Source organism: uncultured Roseicyclus sp., from assembly GCF_937892565.1.
Lineage (GTDB): Bacteria > Pseudomonadota > Alphaproteobacteria > Rhodobacterales > Rhodobacteraceae > Roseicyclus.
In genome coordinates this window covers 35,163-50,011 of the sequence record NZ_CALAHQ010000056.1, presented here as the reverse complement: position 1 = coordinate 50,011, position 14,849 = coordinate 35,163, and the positions used below count along the sequence as shown (strand labels likewise).

Annotated in this window: 25 protein-coding genes and 1 pseudogene; 22 read left to right on the top strand and 4 right to left on the bottom strand. The window is 62.0% G+C overall.

All coding sequences use genetic code 11. The features are described from left to right. Positions 1-83: 83 nt before the first annotated feature. On the bottom strand, positions 84-908 hold the full coding sequence (locus Q0094_RS07510; RefSeq protein WP_297617172.1) for a hypothetical protein: 825 nt from the start codon (positions 906-908) through the stop codon (positions 84-86). Between the two features lie 95 nt (positions 909-1,003). On the opposite strand from Q0094_RS07510, the pseudogene Q0094_RS07505 reads away from it, so the two are divergent. Then, positions 1,004-1,237: pseudogene (locus Q0094_RS07505) on the top strand (TIGR02466 family protein); the annotation flags it as partial. Here Q0094_RS07505 and Q0094_RS07500 read toward each other — a convergent pair. Then, on the bottom strand, positions 1,238-1,624 hold the full coding sequence (locus Q0094_RS07500) for a type II toxin-antitoxin system death-on-curing family toxin (RefSeq protein WP_297617169.1): 387 nt from the start codon (positions 1,622-1,624) through the stop codon (positions 1,238-1,240). Continuing rightward, positions 1,621-1,845 (bottom strand): transcriptional regulator/antitoxin MazE, encoded by a 225-nt coding sequence (locus Q0094_RS07495; RefSeq protein WP_297617166.1) that lies wholly within the window; start codon positions 1,843-1,845, stop codon positions 1,621-1,623. Before Q0094_RS07495 ends, Q0094_RS07500 begins: the two co-directional genes overlap by 4 nt. Before the next feature lie 176 nt (positions 1,846-2,021). Between Q0094_RS07495 and rpmC the strand changes: the two genes are divergently transcribed. From rpmC to rplQ, 18 genes are all read left to right on the top strand, one after another. Beyond that, positions 2,022-2,231, top strand: coding sequence for a 50S ribosomal protein L29 (gene rpmC / locus Q0094_RS07490; RefSeq protein ID WP_278030005.1), 210 nt, complete (start codon positions 2,022-2,024; stop codon positions 2,229-2,231). Further along, positions 2,231-2,464: a 30S ribosomal protein S17 gene (rpsQ, locus tag Q0094_RS07485; RefSeq protein WP_297617158.1), complete on the top strand. Its 234-nt coding sequence runs from the start codon at positions 2,231-2,233 to the stop codon at positions 2,462-2,464. The genes rpmC and rpsQ overlap by 1 nt, the downstream gene beginning before the upstream one ends. A gap of 82 nt (positions 2,465-2,546) precedes the next feature. Further along, positions 2,547-2,915, top strand: coding sequence for a 50S ribosomal protein L14 (rplN, locus tag Q0094_RS07480; protein ID WP_297617155.1), 369 nt, complete (start codon positions 2,547-2,549; stop codon positions 2,913-2,915). Then, positions 2,915-3,226 (top strand): 50S ribosomal protein L24, encoded by a 312-nt coding sequence (gene rplX, locus Q0094_RS07475; RefSeq protein ID WP_297617153.1) that lies wholly within the window; start codon positions 2,915-2,917, stop codon positions 3,224-3,226. The genes rplN and rplX overlap by 1 nt, the downstream gene beginning before the upstream one ends. Beyond that, positions 3,219-3,779 carry a 50S ribosomal protein L5 gene (gene rplE / locus Q0094_RS07470; RefSeq protein WP_297617150.1) on the top strand — a complete coding sequence of 187 codons (561 nt, stop codon included), beginning with the start codon at positions 3,219-3,221 and terminating at the stop codon, positions 3,777-3,779. Before rplX ends, rplE begins: the two co-directional genes overlap by 8 nt. A 20-nt stretch (positions 3,780-3,799) precedes the next feature. Then, positions 3,800-4,105, top strand: coding sequence for a 30S ribosomal protein S14 (gene rpsN / locus Q0094_RS07465; RefSeq protein ID WP_297617147.1), 306 nt, complete (start codon positions 3,800-3,802; stop codon positions 4,103-4,105). A gap of 12 nt (positions 4,106-4,117) precedes the next feature. Beyond that, complete coding sequence (gene rpsH / locus Q0094_RS07460) at positions 4,118-4,510, top strand: 30S ribosomal protein S8 (RefSeq protein WP_297617142.1); 393 nt, start codon at positions 4,118-4,120, stop codon at positions 4,508-4,510. Positions 4,511-4,523: 13 nt separating this feature from the next. Further along, positions 4,524-5,057 (top strand): 50S ribosomal protein L6, encoded by a 534-nt coding sequence (gene rplF, locus Q0094_RS07455; protein ID WP_297617184.1) that lies wholly within the window; start codon positions 4,524-4,526, stop codon positions 5,055-5,057. An 11-nt stretch (positions 5,058-5,068) separates the two neighbouring features. Continuing rightward, on the top strand, positions 5,069-5,428 hold the full coding sequence (gene rplR, locus Q0094_RS07450; RefSeq protein WP_297617139.1) for a 50S ribosomal protein L18: 360 nt from the start codon (positions 5,069-5,071) through the stop codon (positions 5,426-5,428). Between the two features lie 185 nt (positions 5,429-5,613). After that, the gene (rpsE, locus tag Q0094_RS07445; RefSeq protein ID WP_297617136.1) at positions 5,614-6,204 is read left to right on the top strand and encodes a 30S ribosomal protein S5; all 591 of its coding nucleotides are present in this window, start codon (positions 5,614-5,616) and stop codon (positions 6,202-6,204) included. Between the two features lie 5 nt (positions 6,205-6,209). Beyond that, entirely contained in the window at positions 6,210-6,398 is a 189-nt protein-coding gene (rpmD, locus tag Q0094_RS07440) for a 50S ribosomal protein L30 (protein WP_297617133.1), read from the top strand. Positions 6,399-6,509: 111 nt separating this feature from the next. Beyond that, a complete protein-coding gene (rplO, locus tag Q0094_RS07435; protein WP_297617130.1) occupies positions 6,510-6,983 on the top strand; it encodes a 50S ribosomal protein L15 in 474 nt (157 codons plus the stop codon). A gap of 133 nt (positions 6,984-7,116) precedes the next feature. Then, on the top strand, positions 7,117-8,487 hold the full coding sequence (secY, locus tag Q0094_RS07430) for a preprotein translocase subunit SecY (RefSeq protein ID WP_297617127.1): 1,371 nt from the start codon (positions 7,117-7,119) through the stop codon (positions 8,485-8,487). Continuing rightward, complete coding sequence (locus Q0094_RS07425) at positions 8,484-9,065, top strand: adenylate kinase (protein WP_297617125.1); 582 nt, start codon at positions 8,484-8,486, stop codon at positions 9,063-9,065. The genes secY and Q0094_RS07425 overlap by 4 nt, the downstream gene beginning before the upstream one ends. 223 nt (positions 9,066-9,288) lie before the next feature. Then, the gene (rpsM, locus tag Q0094_RS07420; protein WP_297617122.1) at positions 9,289-9,657 is read left to right on the top strand and encodes a 30S ribosomal protein S13; all 369 of its coding nucleotides are present in this window, start codon (positions 9,289-9,291) and stop codon (positions 9,655-9,657) included. A 15-nt stretch (positions 9,658-9,672) separates the two neighbouring features. Next, entirely contained in the window at positions 9,673-10,062 is a 390-nt protein-coding gene (gene rpsK, locus Q0094_RS07415) for a 30S ribosomal protein S11 (RefSeq protein WP_297617119.1), read from the top strand. A gap of 110 nt (positions 10,063-10,172) precedes the next feature. Further along, a complete protein-coding gene (locus Q0094_RS07410) occupies positions 10,173-11,189 on the top strand; it encodes a DNA-directed RNA polymerase subunit alpha (RefSeq protein ID WP_297617116.1) in 1,017 nt (338 codons plus the stop codon). Between the two features lie 112 nt (positions 11,190-11,301). Then, positions 11,302-11,721, top strand: coding sequence for a 50S ribosomal protein L17 (gene rplQ, locus Q0094_RS07405; RefSeq protein WP_297617113.1), 420 nt, complete (start codon positions 11,302-11,304; stop codon positions 11,719-11,721). Between the two features lie 102 nt (positions 11,722-11,823). On the opposite strand, the gene Q0094_RS07400 is transcribed toward rplQ, so the two are convergent. Further along, positions 11,824-11,997: a hypothetical protein gene (locus Q0094_RS07400; RefSeq protein WP_297617109.1), complete on the bottom strand. Its 174-nt coding sequence runs from the start codon at positions 11,995-11,997 to the stop codon at positions 11,824-11,826. 104 nt (positions 11,998-12,101) lie between these two features. On the opposite strand from Q0094_RS07400, the gene Q0094_RS07395 reads away from it, so the two are divergent. The 3 genes from Q0094_RS07395 (at position 12,102) to Q0094_RS07385 (ending at position 14,744) form a co-directional block, all read left to right on the top strand. Beyond that, on the top strand, positions 12,102-12,713 hold the full coding sequence (locus Q0094_RS07395; RefSeq protein WP_297617106.1) for an autoinducer binding domain-containing protein: 612 nt from the start codon (positions 12,102-12,104) through the stop codon (positions 12,711-12,713). Between the two features lie 79 nt (positions 12,714-12,792). Beyond that, complete coding sequence (locus Q0094_RS07390; protein ID WP_297617103.1) at positions 12,793-13,380, top strand: acyl-homoserine-lactone synthase; 588 nt, start codon at positions 12,793-12,795, stop codon at positions 13,378-13,380. 44 nt (positions 13,381-13,424) lie between these two features. Next, positions 13,425-14,744 (top strand): replication-associated recombination protein A, encoded by a 1,320-nt coding sequence (locus tag Q0094_RS07385; RefSeq protein ID WP_297617181.1) that lies wholly within the window; start codon positions 13,425-13,427, stop codon positions 14,742-14,744. The last annotated feature ends 105 nt before the right edge of the window (positions 14,745-14,849 follow it).

Here is a 14,849-nt window from a genome sequence, read left to right as displayed (position 1 = left end):
AGGTGCCGATGAACATGGACGAAGATGACCGGGTCAGCGTGAGCTTCAACTACAACTGGGCGTGAGGGGCCGGTTTCGCCCCGTTACGCCATGCCCGTCAATGTCGGCGCGCCCCCTCCGACGAAGGCCACGTTGTCCCAGCTAAGCCCGCTCGTATTAGATACGGTGATCAGTATGTCGCAATAAGGCACACTGATGTCGGGAGATACCGCAATCATCCGGATCCAGATTTCGGTGTCGGTTCTGTCGGAAATGTTTCTTTCAATCATGTAAGCGCTTTCGGCGACGTGGCCACTCAAGCCGGACAGGTCAACGATGATTGTGTCGATACCCGCTTCGAAATCCCTGATCGTGGCCGCATCTATCAAGTTCATGTCTTCAGTCATGGGGTACAATGGCTCGCGCTCGATCATTGCGATCTCGAACTGGTCCGCGCCAGCGCCCCCGGTCATACGGCTGCCATAATTGTCGAGTTCGCCGCCGTCGCTCCTGAACCAAATGGAGAACAAATCGACCTGTTGGATGAGCCTGTCGTCACCCGCGCCGCCATCCATATCGATGAAATAATTCGTGCCTTGGTAGCTTGTGCCCCTGCTTATCAACACGTCATCACCATCGCCGCCGCGAAGAACGATGTTATTAGAAAAGTTGGCGTCCAGCGTGTCGTTGCCGCCGCCGCCGTCGATCGTGGCGGCCGGGCCACTCGATGAGCAGCCGCAGAAGTAGTCGTCACCATCATCGCCCATGATGATCTCATCGATCTCTGCGCAGTCTTCAAACTCGCTGCAACAGATTTCGCTGAAATCCTCGTCGGCCGCCGGTTCGGTGGCCGGCTCTGGATCGTCAAAAAGCCCCGATAGGGCAAATGTGGCAGTGACGCCCAGCAACAGCAACAGCACGACAGACATCGTTACGCCTCCGACACGCTGCGCTACGCTGCGATGCGTAAAGCTTAAAGTCAACGCTCACGCTTTCCGGTCGGCTTTTGTGCCGCGCAGGTGTTGTGCAGGTGCCCCCCGGCGCGCGGTCGATCAAGCTGGAGGATCCGCGCCATGCGATGATGATGGCCGCCCCCAATCGCAAGAAAGACGCGCGCGAGGAACTCCGCGCCTTCATCTACCCCGGCCCGGTCGCGGGTGACGTGCTCTTGTGGGAAAGCTGGCTGCGCCACGAGGTGCCGATGAACATGGACGAAGATGACCGGGTCAGCGTGAGCTTCAACTACAAGTGGGGGTGATCAGACCGGTCGCGTCAGTGCTGCCAGCCAGACCGCAAACGCCGCCTCTGTCACCTTGTCCGCGGCCAGATCTTCCATCATCCGCACGCCATCCGCCGGGTCGGGCTGCATCTGTAGCCCGTTCAGGCGCAGGAAGGTCAGCGTCGCAACAAAGGCCGTCCGCTTGTTCCCGTCAACAAAGGCATGCGCCTTGCAAATGCCGAAAGCGTAAGCGGCCGCCAGAACATGCAGGTCGGTCTCGCCATAGGCTGCGCGGTTCAGCGGGCGGGCGCAGGCCGCCTCGAGCAGGGTCAGATCACGCATGCCAGACGCACCGCCATGGCGGGCGATCTGTCGGTCGTGAAAGCTGATGACGGCGCGGAGCGGCACCCAGATAGGTATGCTCACGCCAGCGCCTGAAGCAGGTCGCGGTTTTCGTCCATCACGGCCTCACCCGCCGTCAGCGCAGCGGCCAGCGCGGGATCATTGGCCATGATGCGCAGCGACCCATCATCCCCGCGAACGACGTAAAGGGTATCGCCCTCCTTGGCGTCGAGGATGGCCAGCATCTCGGCTGTCAGGGTCATCACGGCGGAATTGCCCACCTTGCGGATCTTGGACTCGATCATGCTTTTCTCCCGAGGATATACGTTTGTATACACCGCCTGTCCGCGCATGGCAAGGAATATGGGGTTGCGGATGCGGGGCTTTGCGCCTATACGCGCCCTCTATTCACCGAACTCCACGGGAATCGGCGTGACCCTGTCCACAGGGGCGTCCCCGTGATGTTGAAAGGACCAAGGCGATGAACGCCAGCGAACTTCGCGAGAAGACGCCGGATCAGCTGCGTGACCAGCTTGTCCAGCTCAAGAAAGAGGCCTTCAACCTCCGGTTTCAGCAGGCCACCGGCCAGCTTGAAAACACCGCGCGCATGCGTGTCGTCAAGCGTGACGCCGCCCGCGTGAAGACCATCCTGAACGAGAAAGCCGCAGCCGCAGCAGGGGAGGCCAACTGATGCCCAAACGTATCCTGCAAGGCACCGTGACCTCGAACGCCAATGCCCAGACCGTCACCGTGTCGGTCGAGCGTCGCTTCAAGCATCCCGTTCTTGCCAAGACGATCCGGAAATCCAAGAAATACCGGGCGCATGACGAGAACAACCAGTTCAACGTGGGTGACACCGTTCGCATTCAGGAATGCGCGCCCAAGTCGAAAACCAAGCGCTGGGAGGTGTTGGACCGCGTCTGACGCGACCCTGCACAGTTCAGTTTGATCGAAACCCCGGGGTCAATGTCCGTAACTGGCGACCCCGGACGTCGGGAGAAACCAAATGATCCAGATGCAGACCAATCTGGATGTGGCTGACAATTCCGGTGCCCGGAAGGTTCAGTGCATCAAGGTTCTGGGCGGCTCGCACCGCCGGTATGCCTCGGTCGGCGACATCATCGTGGTGTCGGTGAAAGAGGCCATTCCGCGCGGGCGCGTGAAAAAGGGCGATGTCCGCAAGGCCGTTGTCGTTCGCACCGCCAAGGAAGTGCGTCGCGAGGACGGAACCTCCATCCGCTTTGATCGCAACGCCGCTGTTATCCTCAACAACAACAACGAACCCGTCGGCACCCGTATCTTCGGGCCGGTGGTTCGCGAGTTGCGCGCGAAGAACTTCATGAAGATCATCTCGCTCGCGCCGGAGGTGCTGTGATGGCTGCAAAGCTGAAAAAGGGCGACAAGGTCGTCGTGCTGGCCGGCAAGGACAAGGGCAAGACGGGTGAGATCACCTCTGTCATGCCCAAGGACGGCAAGGCCATCGTGGACGGCGTGAACATCGCCATCCGCCACACCAAGCAAAGCGCCAGCACCCAGGGCGGCCGCATCCCGCAAGCGATGCCGATCGACCTGTCGAACCTGTCGCTCCTGGACAAGAACGGCAAGCCCACGCGCGTCGGCTTCAAGATCGAAGACGGCAAGAAGCTGCGTGTCGCCAAGACCACGGGGGACGTGATCGATGCTTGATACCGCAACTTACACCCCACGCCTCAAGGCCCATTTCCGCGAGGTCATCAAACCCGCGCTGAAGTCGGAATTCGGGTATTCCAACGACATGCAGATCCCGCGCCTTGAGAAGATCGTTCTCAATATTGGCTGCGGTGCGGAATCCGTGCGTGACTCGAAAAAGGCCAAATCCGCCGTCGAGGATCTGTCCACCATCGCTGGCCAAAGGGCTGTGGCAACCATCGCCAAGAATTCCATCGCGGGCTTTCGGGTTCGTGAGGGCATGACGCTGGGCGCCAAGGTCACGGTGCGCGGCGACCGCATGTATGACTTCATGGACCGCCTGATCACCGTTGCGATGCCACGCATCCGCGACTTTCGCGGCGTAAAGCCCGCCTTTGACGGGCGCGGCAACTTTGCGATGGGGATCAAGGAACACATCGTGTTCCCCGAGATCAACTTTGACAAGGTCGATGAAGTCTGGGGCCTCGACATCGTTATCGTCACGACTGCAAAGTCCGATGCCGAAGCGAAGGCGCTGCTCAAGCACTTCAACATGCCTTTTAACGCCTGACGCAAGAGGGAGAGAGACACATGGCCAAAGTTTCCATGGTGAACCGCGAACTCAAGCGTCAAAAGCTGGTGGCGCGTTTCGCCGCCAAGCGCGCGGCGCTGAAAGAGATCGCAACCGATGAACACAAGCCGATGGAAGAGCGCTTCAAGGCCCGCCTGAAACTGGCGAAGCTGCCGCGCAATTCTTCGCCCACACGGCTTCACAACCGCTGCCAGCTCACCGGTCGGCCCAAGGCCTACTACCGCAAGCTGAAAATGTCGCGGATCATGCTGCGCGATCTGGCCTCGATGGGTCAGATCCCCGGCATGGTCAAGTCGAGCTGGTAAGGAGAGCGCCCGATGAATGATCCTATCGGCGATATGCTGACCCGCATCCGCAACTCGCAGATGCGTGGAAAGTCCACCGTCATGACCCCCGCCTCCAAACAGCGCGCCCGCGTGCTCGATGTGCTGGCATCCGAGGGGTATATCCGTGGCTATGAGTCCGCGACCGATGTGAACGGCCACCCGGCCTTCGAAATCAGCCTGAAGTATTACGAAGGCACCCCGGTCATCCGCGAACTCAAGCGTGTGTCGAAACCCGGCCGTCGCGTCTATCTGGGCGTGGACGACATTCCGCAGGTCCGTCAGGGCCTGGGCGTTTCCATCGTCTCCACGTCCAAGGGCGTGATGACCGATGCCTCCGCCCGCGCGCACAATGTCGGCGGCGAAGTGCTCTGCACCGTGTTCTGAGGAGGAACGGCTCATGTCTCGTATTGGGAAAAAACCGGTCGGACTGCCGTCGGGGGTGTCCGCCTCCGTCTCGGGTCAGACCATCGAGGTGACAGGGCCCAAGGGCACCCGCACCTTTACCGCAACCGACGACGTCACCCTGACGCTCGCCGACAACGCCGTGTCGGTCATTCCGCGCGGCAAGTCCAAGCGCGCCCGTCAGCAATGGGGCATGTCGCGCTCCATGGTTGCCAATCTGGTGACCGGCGTCAGCACGGGCTTCAAGCGCGAGCTGGAAATCCAGGGTGTGGGTTACCGCGCCAACGCACAGGGCGCCGTGCTCAAGCTTGCTTTGGGATATAGCCATGATGTCGATTTCGACGTTCCGGCGGGCGTGACGGTCACGACCCCCAAGAACACGGAAATCATCGTCGAAGGCATTGACCAGCAGCTGGTGGGCCAGGTGGCCGCCAACATCCGCGAGTGGCGCGCGCCCGAGCCCTACAAAGGCAAAGGCATTCGCTACAAGGGCGAGTATATCTTCCGCAAGGAAGGCAAGAAGAAGTAAGGGCGACGCACATGGCACTGAGCACAAGAGACCTGTTCCAGAAGCGCCGCCTGCGCAACCGGAACAAATTGCGCGCGATGGCGAATGGGCGTTTGCGCCTGTCCGTGCATCGGTCGAACAAGAACATCAGCGTCCAGTTGATCGACGACGCGAACGGGGTGACGCTGGCCGCCGCCTCTTCGCTGGAAAAGGAACTGGGCGTTGTGGGCAAGAACAACGTGGAGGCCGCCGCAAAGGTGGGCGCCGCGATTGCCGAGCGCGCCAGGAAAGCCGGTGTGGAAGAAGTCTACTTCGACCGCGGCGGTTTCCTGTTCCACGGCAAGGTCAAGGCTTTGGCCGACGCCGCGCGCGAGGGTGGGCTGAAGTTCTGAGCCGATGGTGGGTGTCACCCACCATGGGCTGCGTGGCAATCTGGCGGGTCCATCCCGCGACGATGCCAGACAACAGGCGAAGGCAGCAAATGCTGCCTCGATGACCGGGCAGGGGGCATCGCCCCCTGACCGCGGTCGATCAAACCGGCGCCTCCGGGCGTCACCGACAAAAAGGACGCCATCACATGGCAGAACGTGAACAGCGCGATCAGCGCGGTGATCAACGCCGGGGACGCCGCCGCGAAGAGCGCGAGGAAACCCCGGAATTTGCAGAACGTCTGGTTGCCATCAACCGCGTTTCCAAAACCGTAAAGGGCGGCAAGCGCTTTGGCTTTGCGGCACTTGTCGTTGTCGGCGACCAGCGCGGTCGCGTGGGCTTTGGCAAGGGCAAGGCGAAAGAAGTGCCCGAGGCCATCCGCAAGGCCACCGAACAGGCGCGCCGCCAGCTGATCCGCGTGCCCCTGAAGGAAGGTCGCACGCTGCACCATGACGCACAGGGCCATCATGGCGCAGGCCATGTGGTGATGCGCACCGCGCCCGAAGGCACCGGCATCATCGCCGGCGGCCCGATGCGCGCCGTGTTCGAAATGCTGGGCGTCAAGGATGTGGTCGCGAAATCGACCGGCTCGCAAAACGCCTACAACATGATCCGCGCAACGCTGGATGGTCTTCGCAACGAAACCTCCCCGCGTCAGGTGGCGGCGCGTCGTGGCAAGAAAGTGGCCGACATCCTGCCCAAGCGCGATGATGTCGCCCAGATCGCCGAGGAGGCCTGAGTCACATGGCAAAGACGATCGTTGTCAAACAGATCGGATCGGCTGCACGCCGCCCCGACATCCAGCGCCGCACCCTGATCGGGCTGGGGCTGAACAAGATGCACAGGACCCGCGAGCTTGAGGATACGCCCTCGGTCCGTGGGATGGTCGCCAAGATCCCGCATCTGGTCGAGATCATCGAAGAACGGGGCTAAGCCCCGGCGCGGGCAGTGGCCATGGGTCGCTGCCCGCCCGCCCATCATCGACATGCCGAGGTTGGTCCGCCCGTCGCAGGCAGACCGCATCCGGTCAAAAGGAGACGCGACATGAAACTGCATGAACTCCGGGACAATCCCGGTGCCACCAAGAAAGCCAAGCGCGTTGCCCGCGGCCCCGGTTCGGGCAAGGGCAAGACCGCCGGCCGTGGTATCAAGGGTCAGAAATCCCGTTCGGGTGTGGCCATCAACGCCTATGAAGGCGGACAGATGCCGCTGTATCAGCGCCTGCCCAAGCGGGGCTTCACCAAGCCCAACCGCAAGAAATTCGCGGTCGTCAATCTGGGCCTGATCGCGAAATTCGTCGAAGCAGGCAAGATCGACGCCAGCGTCGCAATCACCGAAGACGCTCTGGTCGCCTCGGGTCTGGTGCGCCGCAAGCTTGACGGGATCCGCGTCTTGGCCAAGGGCGATGTCACCGCCAAGCTGACCATCGCTGTCACCGGCGCATCGCGCGCCGCGGTCGAAGCGGTGGAAAAAGCCGGTGGTAGCCTGACAACCACAACGGCCGCTGCGGCCGAGTGATCTTGCACGGGGGGCTGCGGCCCCCCGACGCTTGTGGGTCGTGCTGGTACGTCCTACATAGTCATCAGGATTTTTCGCGCCGCAGGACCGCCAAACCCGGTTTCTGCGGCGCATTGCCCATGAGAGAGGCGCCATGGCATCAGCAGCGGAGCAAATGGCCGCGAACATGAGCTGGGGGGCATTCGGCAAAGCGACCGAACTGCGCCAGCGCATCTGGTTCACTCTTGGCCTTCTGATCATCTACCGCATCGGCACCTATATCCCGGTTCCCGGGATCGATGGTGTCGAACTGCGGGCGTTTTTCGATCAGGCAGCGGCCGGTCTGGGCGGCGTGCTTAACATGTTCACCGGCGGCGCACTGTCGCGGATGGGTGTGTTTGCCTTGGGCATCATGCCCTACATCTCGGCCTCGATCATCGTGCAGCTCATGGCGGCGATGGTGCCCGCGATGGAGCAGCTCAAGAAAGAGGGTGAGGCAGGGCGCAAGAAGCTCAACCAATATACCCGTTACGGCACCGTGGTGCTGGCCACCGCACAGGCCTATGGCCTTGCGGTTTCAATGGAATCGGGCGGGCTTGCCTCGGACCCCGGCTGGTTTTTCCGCGCGGCCTGTGTGATCACGCTGGTCGGTGGCACCATGTTCCTGATGTGGCTGGGCGAACAGATCACCCAGCGCGGCATCGGCAACGGCATTTCGCTGATCATCTTCGTGGGCATCATCGCGGAAATCCCCGCCGCACTGGCCCAGTTCTTTGAATCAGGCCGGTCTGGTGCGCTGAGCACGCCCGCGATCCTTGGCGTCATCGTCATGCTGATCGGCACGCTGTTTTTCGTGGTGTTCATGGAACGCAGCCTGCGCAAGATCCATATCCAGTATCCGCGCCGTCAGGTGGGGATGAAGGTCTATGATGGCGGCTCCAGCCATCTGCCGGTCAAGGTGAACCCGGCCGGCGTGATCCCCGCGATCTTTGCCTCGTCGCTGTTGCTGCTGCCCACCACGTTGACGACCTTTTCGGGCGGGGAATCGGCGGGGCCCGTGATGGGGTGGATCTTGGCCAATTTCGGCCCCGGTCAGCCGCTTTACTTGCTGTTTTTCGCAGGCATGATCGTCTTTTTCACCTATTTCTACACGCTCAACGTGGCCTTCAAGACCGATGACGTGGCCGATAACCTCAAGAACCAGAACGGCTTTGTTCCCGGCATCCGTCCCGGCAAGAAAACGTCCGAGTATCTGGAATATGTGGTGAACCGCCTGTTGGTCCTGGGGGCGGCCTATCTGGCGCTGGTCTGTCTGATGCCAGAGATCGTGCGCACGAACCTTGCCATCACGGCCTATTTCGGCGGCACCTCGATCCTGATCATCGTGTCTGTCGGCATGGATACGGTGCAGCAAATTCAAAGCCATCTTCTGGCCCATCAATACGAGGGGCTGATCGAAAAATCGCAACTGCGCGGCCGCAAGGGCGCCGGAACCAAGCCCCGCAAGGGCCCTGAGCGGAGATGAGCGTGACGAACATCATTCTTCTGGGGCCCCCGGGCGCGGGCAAGGGCACGCAAGCGCGGATCCTGACCGAAGCACGCGGCTTGGTGCAGCTGTCCACCGGCGACATGCTGCGCGAGGCACAGGCCTCGGGCAGCGAGATGGGCCGCCGCGTGGCCGAGGTGATGGCAACGGGGCAACTCGTCACCGACGAGATCGTCATCGGCCTGATCCGCGAAAAGCTGGAACAGGGCGGCTCGGGCTTCATCTTTGACGGCTTTCCGCGAACACTGGCGCAAGCCGATGCGCTGGGTGCGTTGCTGTCCGAACTGGGTCAGGGCATCGACGCGGCGATCGAGCTGCGCGTGAATGACGAGGTTCTGGTGGGTCGCATCGTCGGCCGCGCCGAAGACGCCCGCGCCGCAGGCCAGCCTGTGCGCGCCGATGACAATGCCGAAAGCCTCAAGACCCGGCTGATGGCCTATTACAAGCAGACATCGCCGCTGATCGGCTATTACCATGCCAAGGGCTTGCTCAAGGGCGTCGATGGTCTGGCTGATATCGACGTGGTTGCAACTGAGATTGCGGCCATCCTGGGTTGATCCGTGGGGGATGCGCGGCGGGGGCGGGGGCTGCTGCCCTTGACGCACCTGTCAAATGCGCCTACACGGCGGCTTCCCTTTGGGAATCACGAAATCCGGGCGGTGTCTGACCGCCCGCTTTCGACCGGAAAGTCAGGGTTCTGTGGCCGTTGCGGCCAAGGGCCCTTGGTTGTGAAAAAAGGGCCTGGCACGACGGGCCCGCAACGCATAGGACGAGAAAACCTTGGCACGTATCGCAGGGGTGAACATCCCCACTTCGAAGCGCGTTCCGATCGCGCTGACCTATATCACGGGCATCGGCCCGACCTCCGCAAAAGCCATCTGTGACGCCGTCGGCATCGACCAGGCCCGCCGCGTCAACCAGCTGTCCGACAGCGAAGTGTTGCAAATCCGCGAACATATCGACGCCAACTACACCGTCGAAGGCGATTTGCGCCGCGAAACCACGATGAACATCAAACGTCTGATGGACCTTGGCTGCTACCGTGGCCTGCGTCATCGCCGCAACCTGCCCGTTCGCGGTCAGCGCACCCACACCAACGCACGCACGCGCAAGGGCCCCGCAAAGGCCATCGCCGGCAAGAAGAAATAAGGGAGGGCTGGTTTCATGGCACGCGATCGTCGTCCCGCCAAGCGCAAGGTCTCCAAGAACATCGCCGCTGGCGTTGCTCATGTGAATTCCTCGTTCAACAACACCAAGATCCTGATTTCCGACGTTCAGGGCAATGCGATTGCCTGGTCCTCGGCCGGCACCATGGGCTTCAAGGGCAGCCGTAAATCGACGCCCTTTGCGGCCCAGATGGCTGCCGAAGACGCCGGAAAGAAAGCACAAGAACACGGCGTCAAGACCCTTGAGGTCGAGGTGCAGGGCCCGGGTTCGGGGCGTGAAAGCGCATTGCGCGCTCTTGCGGCCTGCGGCTTTCAGATCACGTCCATTCGCGACGTGACCCCGATTGCCCACAATGGTTGCCGTCCGCCCAAGCGCCGTCGCGTCTGAGCACAAGACACTCTCCGGCGGGTTGCGCGTTCGGCGCGGCCCGCTGACGTCATTTTACCCTCGAGCGTGTCTGGGGCGGATCCCCCCCGACACAAGAATGGAGGCGACGCATGATCCACAAAAACTGGCAAGAACTGATCAAGCCAACCCAGCTTGTCGTTCAGCCCGGCACCGACCCGGCCCGCAAGGCGACCGTGATCGCCGAACCTCTGGAGCGTGGCTTTGGCCTGACGCTCGGCAACGCGCTGCGGCGCGTATTGATGAGCTCGCTTCAGGGCGCGGCCATCACCTCGGTCCAGATCGACGGTGTCCTGCACGAGTTCTCATCGGTCCCCGGTGTGCGCGAAGACGTCACCGACATCGTGCTCAACCTCAAGGGCGTGGCCATCCGCATGGATGTCGACGGCCCCAAGCGCGTGTCGGTTTCCGCCAAGGGCCCTCGGGTCGTCAAGGCGGGTGACATCTCCGAAAGCGCCGGAATCGAGATCCTGAACAAGGATCACGTGATCTGCCACCTCGATGATGGCGCGACGCTGTACATGGAGCTGACGGTCAACAGCGGCAAGGGCTATGTCTCGGCCGACAAGAACCGCCCCGAGGATGCCCCCATCGGCCTGATGCCGATCGACGCGATCTTTTCGCCGATCAAGAAGGTCTCCTATGAGGTGCAGCCGACCCGCGAAGGGCAGGTTCTCGATTACGACAAGCTCACGCTCAAGCTGGAAACCGATGGTTCGCTGTCGCCCGATGACGCCGTGGCCTATGCCGCCCGCATCCTGCAAGACCAGCTTTCGATCTTCGTCAACTTTGACGAACCCGAGGCCGCTGGTCGCGCCGAAGCCGACGATGATCTGGAGTTCAACCCGCTCCTGCTCAAGAAGGTCGATGAACTGGAACTGTCGGTGCGTTCGGCCAACTGCCTCAAGAACGACAACATCGTCTATATCGGCGACCTGATCCAGAAAACCGAAGCCGAGATGCTGCGCACTCCGAACTTTGGTCGCAAGTCGCTCAACGAGATCAAGGAAGTGCTCTCGGGCATGGGCCTGCATCTGGGCATGGATATCGTCGATTGGCCGCCAGACAACATCGAGGAACTGGCCAAGAAATACGAAGACAACTTTTGATGGGGCGGGGGCTTGGGCCCCCAACCCGACCCCGGGCAATTCCGCCCCAATAGGTGAGAGGTCTGCACGCACGGGCCTCCGGACAAAGCAAAATGTGAATGGAGACTGACCCATGCGCCACGCCAGCGGATACCGCCGCCTCAACCGGACCCATGAACATCGCAAGGCGATGTTTGCCAACATGGCCGGTTCGCTCATCGAACATGAGCAGATCAAGACAACCCTGCCCAAGGCCAAGGAATTGCGTCCGATCATCGAAAAGCTGATCACGCTGGGCAAGCGCGGCGATTTGCACGCCCGCCGTCAGGCCGCGTCGCAACTCAAGCAAGATGCCTATGTGGCCAAGCTGTTCGATATCCTTGGCCCCCGCTATGCCGAGCGTCAGGGTGGCTATGTGCGCGTCCTGAAAGCGGGCTTTCGTTATGGCGACATGGCGCCCATGGCCATCATCGAATTCGTCGATCGCGATCTGGATGCCAAGGGTGCCGCCGACCGCGCCCGGCTTGAGACCGAAGCCACCGCCGAAGAGTGATCCGTCACAGGGTCATTGCGTCCGGCGCGCTCTTGCCACGGAGCCTTTGGTGAAATCACCCCCCAGCGCCCCTGCACCAAAGCGGGGGCGTTTTCGTCTTGATCACTTCTCGGGTATGGTTTGTGGCGGCGGCGTGGCATCCTTGCGCATCAGCGGGTCAAGCATGGCGCGTGACGACACCGGCCCTTGGCCAAGATACTCAAGTAGGTCCTTGCGCGTGGTCGGCGACAACCGCATGAGACGCGTAAAAAGACCTGGATCGACCTTTTCGTCCATTCGGCTTACCAACACACAAAGATACCTTTACAGGCTGCGAGAATACGGTTGACCGGAATTCTGACAACCTGTCTAAAAAGCCATGACCTTTTGGATAGGTTTTTATGTCTAAAGTACCAGTAATCGAGCTTTTGCTCAATGAGATGGCGATTGCGGCCCCGGCGGGATTCGCCGTTGGGCTGCACATCCGCTATGTCTCGCCGCTCATCATGGTCAACACCTATCCCGAGGCCTGGCAGGAAGTGTATACTGCCAAGGTCTATGGGCTGCGCGATCCCACGCTGGCCTGGGGGCTCAGTCATTTGGGAACGCGGCGCTGGTCGCAGATCGGCCTGCCCGATCCGTTCGGTCTGTTGTCCGAGGCCGCCCAATACGGGCTCGCCTATGGCATGATTGCCGCCATGGGGCCCATGTCATCGCGCACCATCGCGGGGGCCGCGCGCCCGGACCGCGAATTCACCGATGACGAGATGGAGCATATCTATCGGATCGTGCAGCGCATGCATGATCTGTCCGAGCCGCCCGCGCGCCTGTCGCGCCCGCAGGCCGACGCATTGAGATGCATCGCGGATGGGGACCGCCATGCAGCTGCCGCCGCCCGTCTGGGTATATCCGAAAGTGCCTTCAAAGCGCGCCTGACCTCGGCCAGGCAAAAGCTTATGGCGCGTACGACGGCCGAAGCCGTTCAGCGCGCAAGGGAATACGGATTGATCTGAGACGGTACTGACAGCTGAGCAACAGGGGAACCCCCGCGGTGCGGCGTATTTGCGACCGGCCAACAATGGGAGTTTTCTTATGCAAAGGACGACACTGTCTTTCGCCAATCTGCACCAGCATGGGGCGCTGTTTTCCAACATGCTGCGCGCGCGCCACCGCACCTTCATCGAGGGCATGCATTGGGAATTGCCCACTGCCGACGGGATGGAGTTCGACCAATACGACACCGCGCAAAGCCGCTGGGTCTGTGTGCATGCGGGCGACCGTGTGCTGGCGGGCGTGCGGCTGACGCCCACCACCGCGCGCTGTGGCGTGTATTCCTACATGGTGCGCGACGCGCAGCGCGGCCTGCTGGACTCGATCCCGGCCAATCTGCTCGACGATACCGCCCCGATTGCCGATCACATCTGGGACGCCAATCGCCTGTTCGTGGCCGAAGGCGTGGCGACCGATATCCGCCACGAGGTGCAGCTGTCGCTGATGGGCCATATGGTGCGCTCGGCGCGCGAATTGGGCGCCTCCACGCTGATCGGGCTTTTGCCGATTGCCGTGCCGCGTCTGGGCCGCCGCCTCGGGATCGACATGGAGCCTGCCGGCCCGCTGATGAAGTTCGGCGGCGTCGCGCATCGCTGCTATTTCGTTTCGATGGCCTCCAAGATGCACTGAACCACGCGATCTGGCGCAGCCGCGCCAAGAGCGCTAGCCTTGGCATCATGGACCTGTTCGACACGCCCCCATCCGGCCCCGATGCCGCCCGGTCGAAAGCCCCCCGTCCCTTGGCGGACCGGCTGCGCCCCAGCCGTCTGGCCGATGTGATCGGGCAAGATCACCTCCTGGGCGCGCAGGGCGCGCTCAGGATCATGCTGGATGCGGGCGCGCTGTCCTCGCTTGTTCTGTGGGGTCCGCCCGGCGTGGGCAAGACCACGATCGCGCGGCTCCTGGCACAAGAGACAAGCCTGCATTTTGTCCAGATCAGCGCGATTTTCACCGGCGTGCCGGATCTGCGCAAGGTGTTCGAAGCCGCCCGGATCCGCCATGCCAATGGCCAGGGCACGCTGTTGTTCGTCGATGAGATCCACCGCTTCAACAAGGCACAGCAAGACGGGTTCTTGCCCCATATGGAGGATGGGACGATCTTGCTGGTTGGCGCCACCACCGAAAACCCCAGCTTCGAGTTGAACGCGGCGCTCATGAGCCGGGCGCAGGTCCTGGTGTTGAACAGGCTGGATCAGGTGGCGCTCGACCGCCTGATCGCCCAGGCCGAGGTGGAATTCGACCATCCCCTGCCGCTTGCCCCCGATGCGCGCTTGGCCTTGTGTGTGATGGCCGATGGCGATGGGCGCGCGCTGCTCAATCTGGTGGAACAGGTCGCGGCGTGGAAGCTGGACGCGCCACTGGGCGCCGAGGCGTTGGGCCAACGCCTGCAACGGCGCGCCGCGCTTTACGACAAATCGGGCGAGGGGCATTACAATCTGATCTCGGCCCTGCACAAGTCGGTGCGCGGCTCGGACCCTGACGCAGCACTTTACTGGCTGGCGCGCATGCTCGAGGGTGGCGAAGATCCGCGCTTTCTGGCGCGCCGCATCACCCGCATGGCCATCGAGGATGTCGGCCTTGCCGATCCCGGCGCGCAGCGCCAATGCCTTGACGCCTGGGCCACCTATGAGCGGCTGGGCAGCCCCGAGGGGGAATTGGCACTGGCGCAGGCGGTGCTCTATCTGGCGCTGGCGCCGAAATCCAACGCGGCCTATGTCGCCTACAAGGCTGCGCGCGCATCGGCCAGATCGACCGGGTCAGCCCCGCCGCCCCGGCATATCCTGAACGCGCCCACCAAGTTGATGAAGGATCAGGGCTATGGCGCGGGCTATGCCTATGATCATGATGCCGAGGATGGGTTTTCGGGCCAGAACTATTTCCCCGACACCATGGCGCGTCCGCAATTCTATGTGCCCGTCGAACGCGGCCATGAGCGCGAGTTGAAAAAGCGGATCGACTGGTTCGCGGGTCTTCGCGCCAAACGCAGGGGGTAGCGCGTTTTCCGCAAGGAAAACGCACGGGAAAACCCCGGTTTTCCCGTGCGAAAAACGTGCGTTTTTCGCCCCCCCGCGCTTGGCTGCCTGACATGCCCCATTGAC

What these genes read in the sequence shown, in the direction of transcription:
- Q0094_RS07510 (WP_297617172.1), bottom strand. Translation starts at nt 908, where the DNA reads ATGTCTGTCGTGCTGTTGCTGTTGCTGGGCGTCACTGCCACATTTGCC.
- Q0094_RS07495 (WP_297617166.1), bottom strand. Translation starts at nt 1,845, where the DNA reads ATGATCGAGTCCAAGATCCGCAAGGTGGGCAATTCCGCCGTGATGACC.
- rpmC (WP_278030005.1), top strand. Translation starts at nt 2,022, where the DNA reads ATGAACGCCAGCGAACTTCGCGAGAAGACGCCGGATCAGCTGCGTGAC.
- rpsQ (WP_297617158.1), top strand. Translation starts at nt 2,231, where the DNA reads ATGCCCAAACGTATCCTGCAAGGCACCGTGACCTCGAACGCCAATGCC.
- rplN (WP_297617155.1), top strand. Translation starts at nt 2,547, where the DNA reads ATGATCCAGATGCAGACCAATCTGGATGTGGCTGACAATTCCGGTGCC.
- rplX (WP_297617153.1), top strand. Translation starts at nt 2,915, where the DNA reads ATGGCTGCAAAGCTGAAAAAGGGCGACAAGGTCGTCGTGCTGGCCGGC.
- rplE (WP_297617150.1), top strand. Translation starts at nt 3,219, where the DNA reads ATGCTTGATACCGCAACTTACACCCCACGCCTCAAGGCCCATTTCCGC.
- rpsN (WP_297617147.1), top strand. Translation starts at nt 3,800, where the DNA reads ATGGCCAAAGTTTCCATGGTGAACCGCGAACTCAAGCGTCAAAAGCTG.
- rpsH (WP_297617142.1), top strand. Translation starts at nt 4,118, where the DNA reads ATGAATGATCCTATCGGCGATATGCTGACCCGCATCCGCAACTCGCAG.
- rplF (WP_297617184.1), top strand. Translation starts at nt 4,524, where the DNA reads ATGTCTCGTATTGGGAAAAAACCGGTCGGACTGCCGTCGGGGGTGTCC.
- rplR (WP_297617139.1), top strand. Translation starts at nt 5,069, where the DNA reads ATGGCACTGAGCACAAGAGACCTGTTCCAGAAGCGCCGCCTGCGCAAC.
- rpsE (WP_297617136.1), top strand. Translation starts at nt 5,614, where the DNA reads ATGGCAGAACGTGAACAGCGCGATCAGCGCGGTGATCAACGCCGGGGA.
- rpmD (WP_297617133.1), top strand. Translation starts at nt 6,210, where the DNA reads ATGGCAAAGACGATCGTTGTCAAACAGATCGGATCGGCTGCACGCCGC.
- rplO (WP_297617130.1), top strand. Translation starts at nt 6,510, where the DNA reads ATGAAACTGCATGAACTCCGGGACAATCCCGGTGCCACCAAGAAAGCC.
- secY (WP_297617127.1), top strand. Translation starts at nt 7,117, where the DNA reads ATGGCATCAGCAGCGGAGCAAATGGCCGCGAACATGAGCTGGGGGGCA.
- Q0094_RS07425 (WP_297617125.1), top strand. Translation starts at nt 8,484, where the DNA reads ATGAGCGTGACGAACATCATTCTTCTGGGGCCCCCGGGCGCGGGCAAG.
- rpsK (WP_297617119.1), top strand. Translation starts at nt 9,673, where the DNA reads ATGGCACGCGATCGTCGTCCCGCCAAGCGCAAGGTCTCCAAGAACATC.
- Q0094_RS07410 (WP_297617116.1), top strand. Translation starts at nt 10,173, where the DNA reads ATGATCCACAAAAACTGGCAAGAACTGATCAAGCCAACCCAGCTTGTC.
- rplQ (WP_297617113.1), top strand. Translation starts at nt 11,302, where the DNA reads ATGCGCCACGCCAGCGGATACCGCCGCCTCAACCGGACCCATGAACAT.
- Q0094_RS07400 (WP_297617109.1), bottom strand. Translation starts at nt 11,997, where the DNA reads ATGGACGAAAAGGTCGATCCAGGTCTTTTTACGCGTCTCATGCGGTTG.
- Q0094_RS07395 (WP_297617106.1), top strand. Translation starts at nt 12,102, where the DNA reads ATGTCTAAAGTACCAGTAATCGAGCTTTTGCTCAATGAGATGGCGATT.
- Q0094_RS07390 (WP_297617103.1), top strand. Translation starts at nt 12,793, where the DNA reads ATGCAAAGGACGACACTGTCTTTCGCCAATCTGCACCAGCATGGGGCG.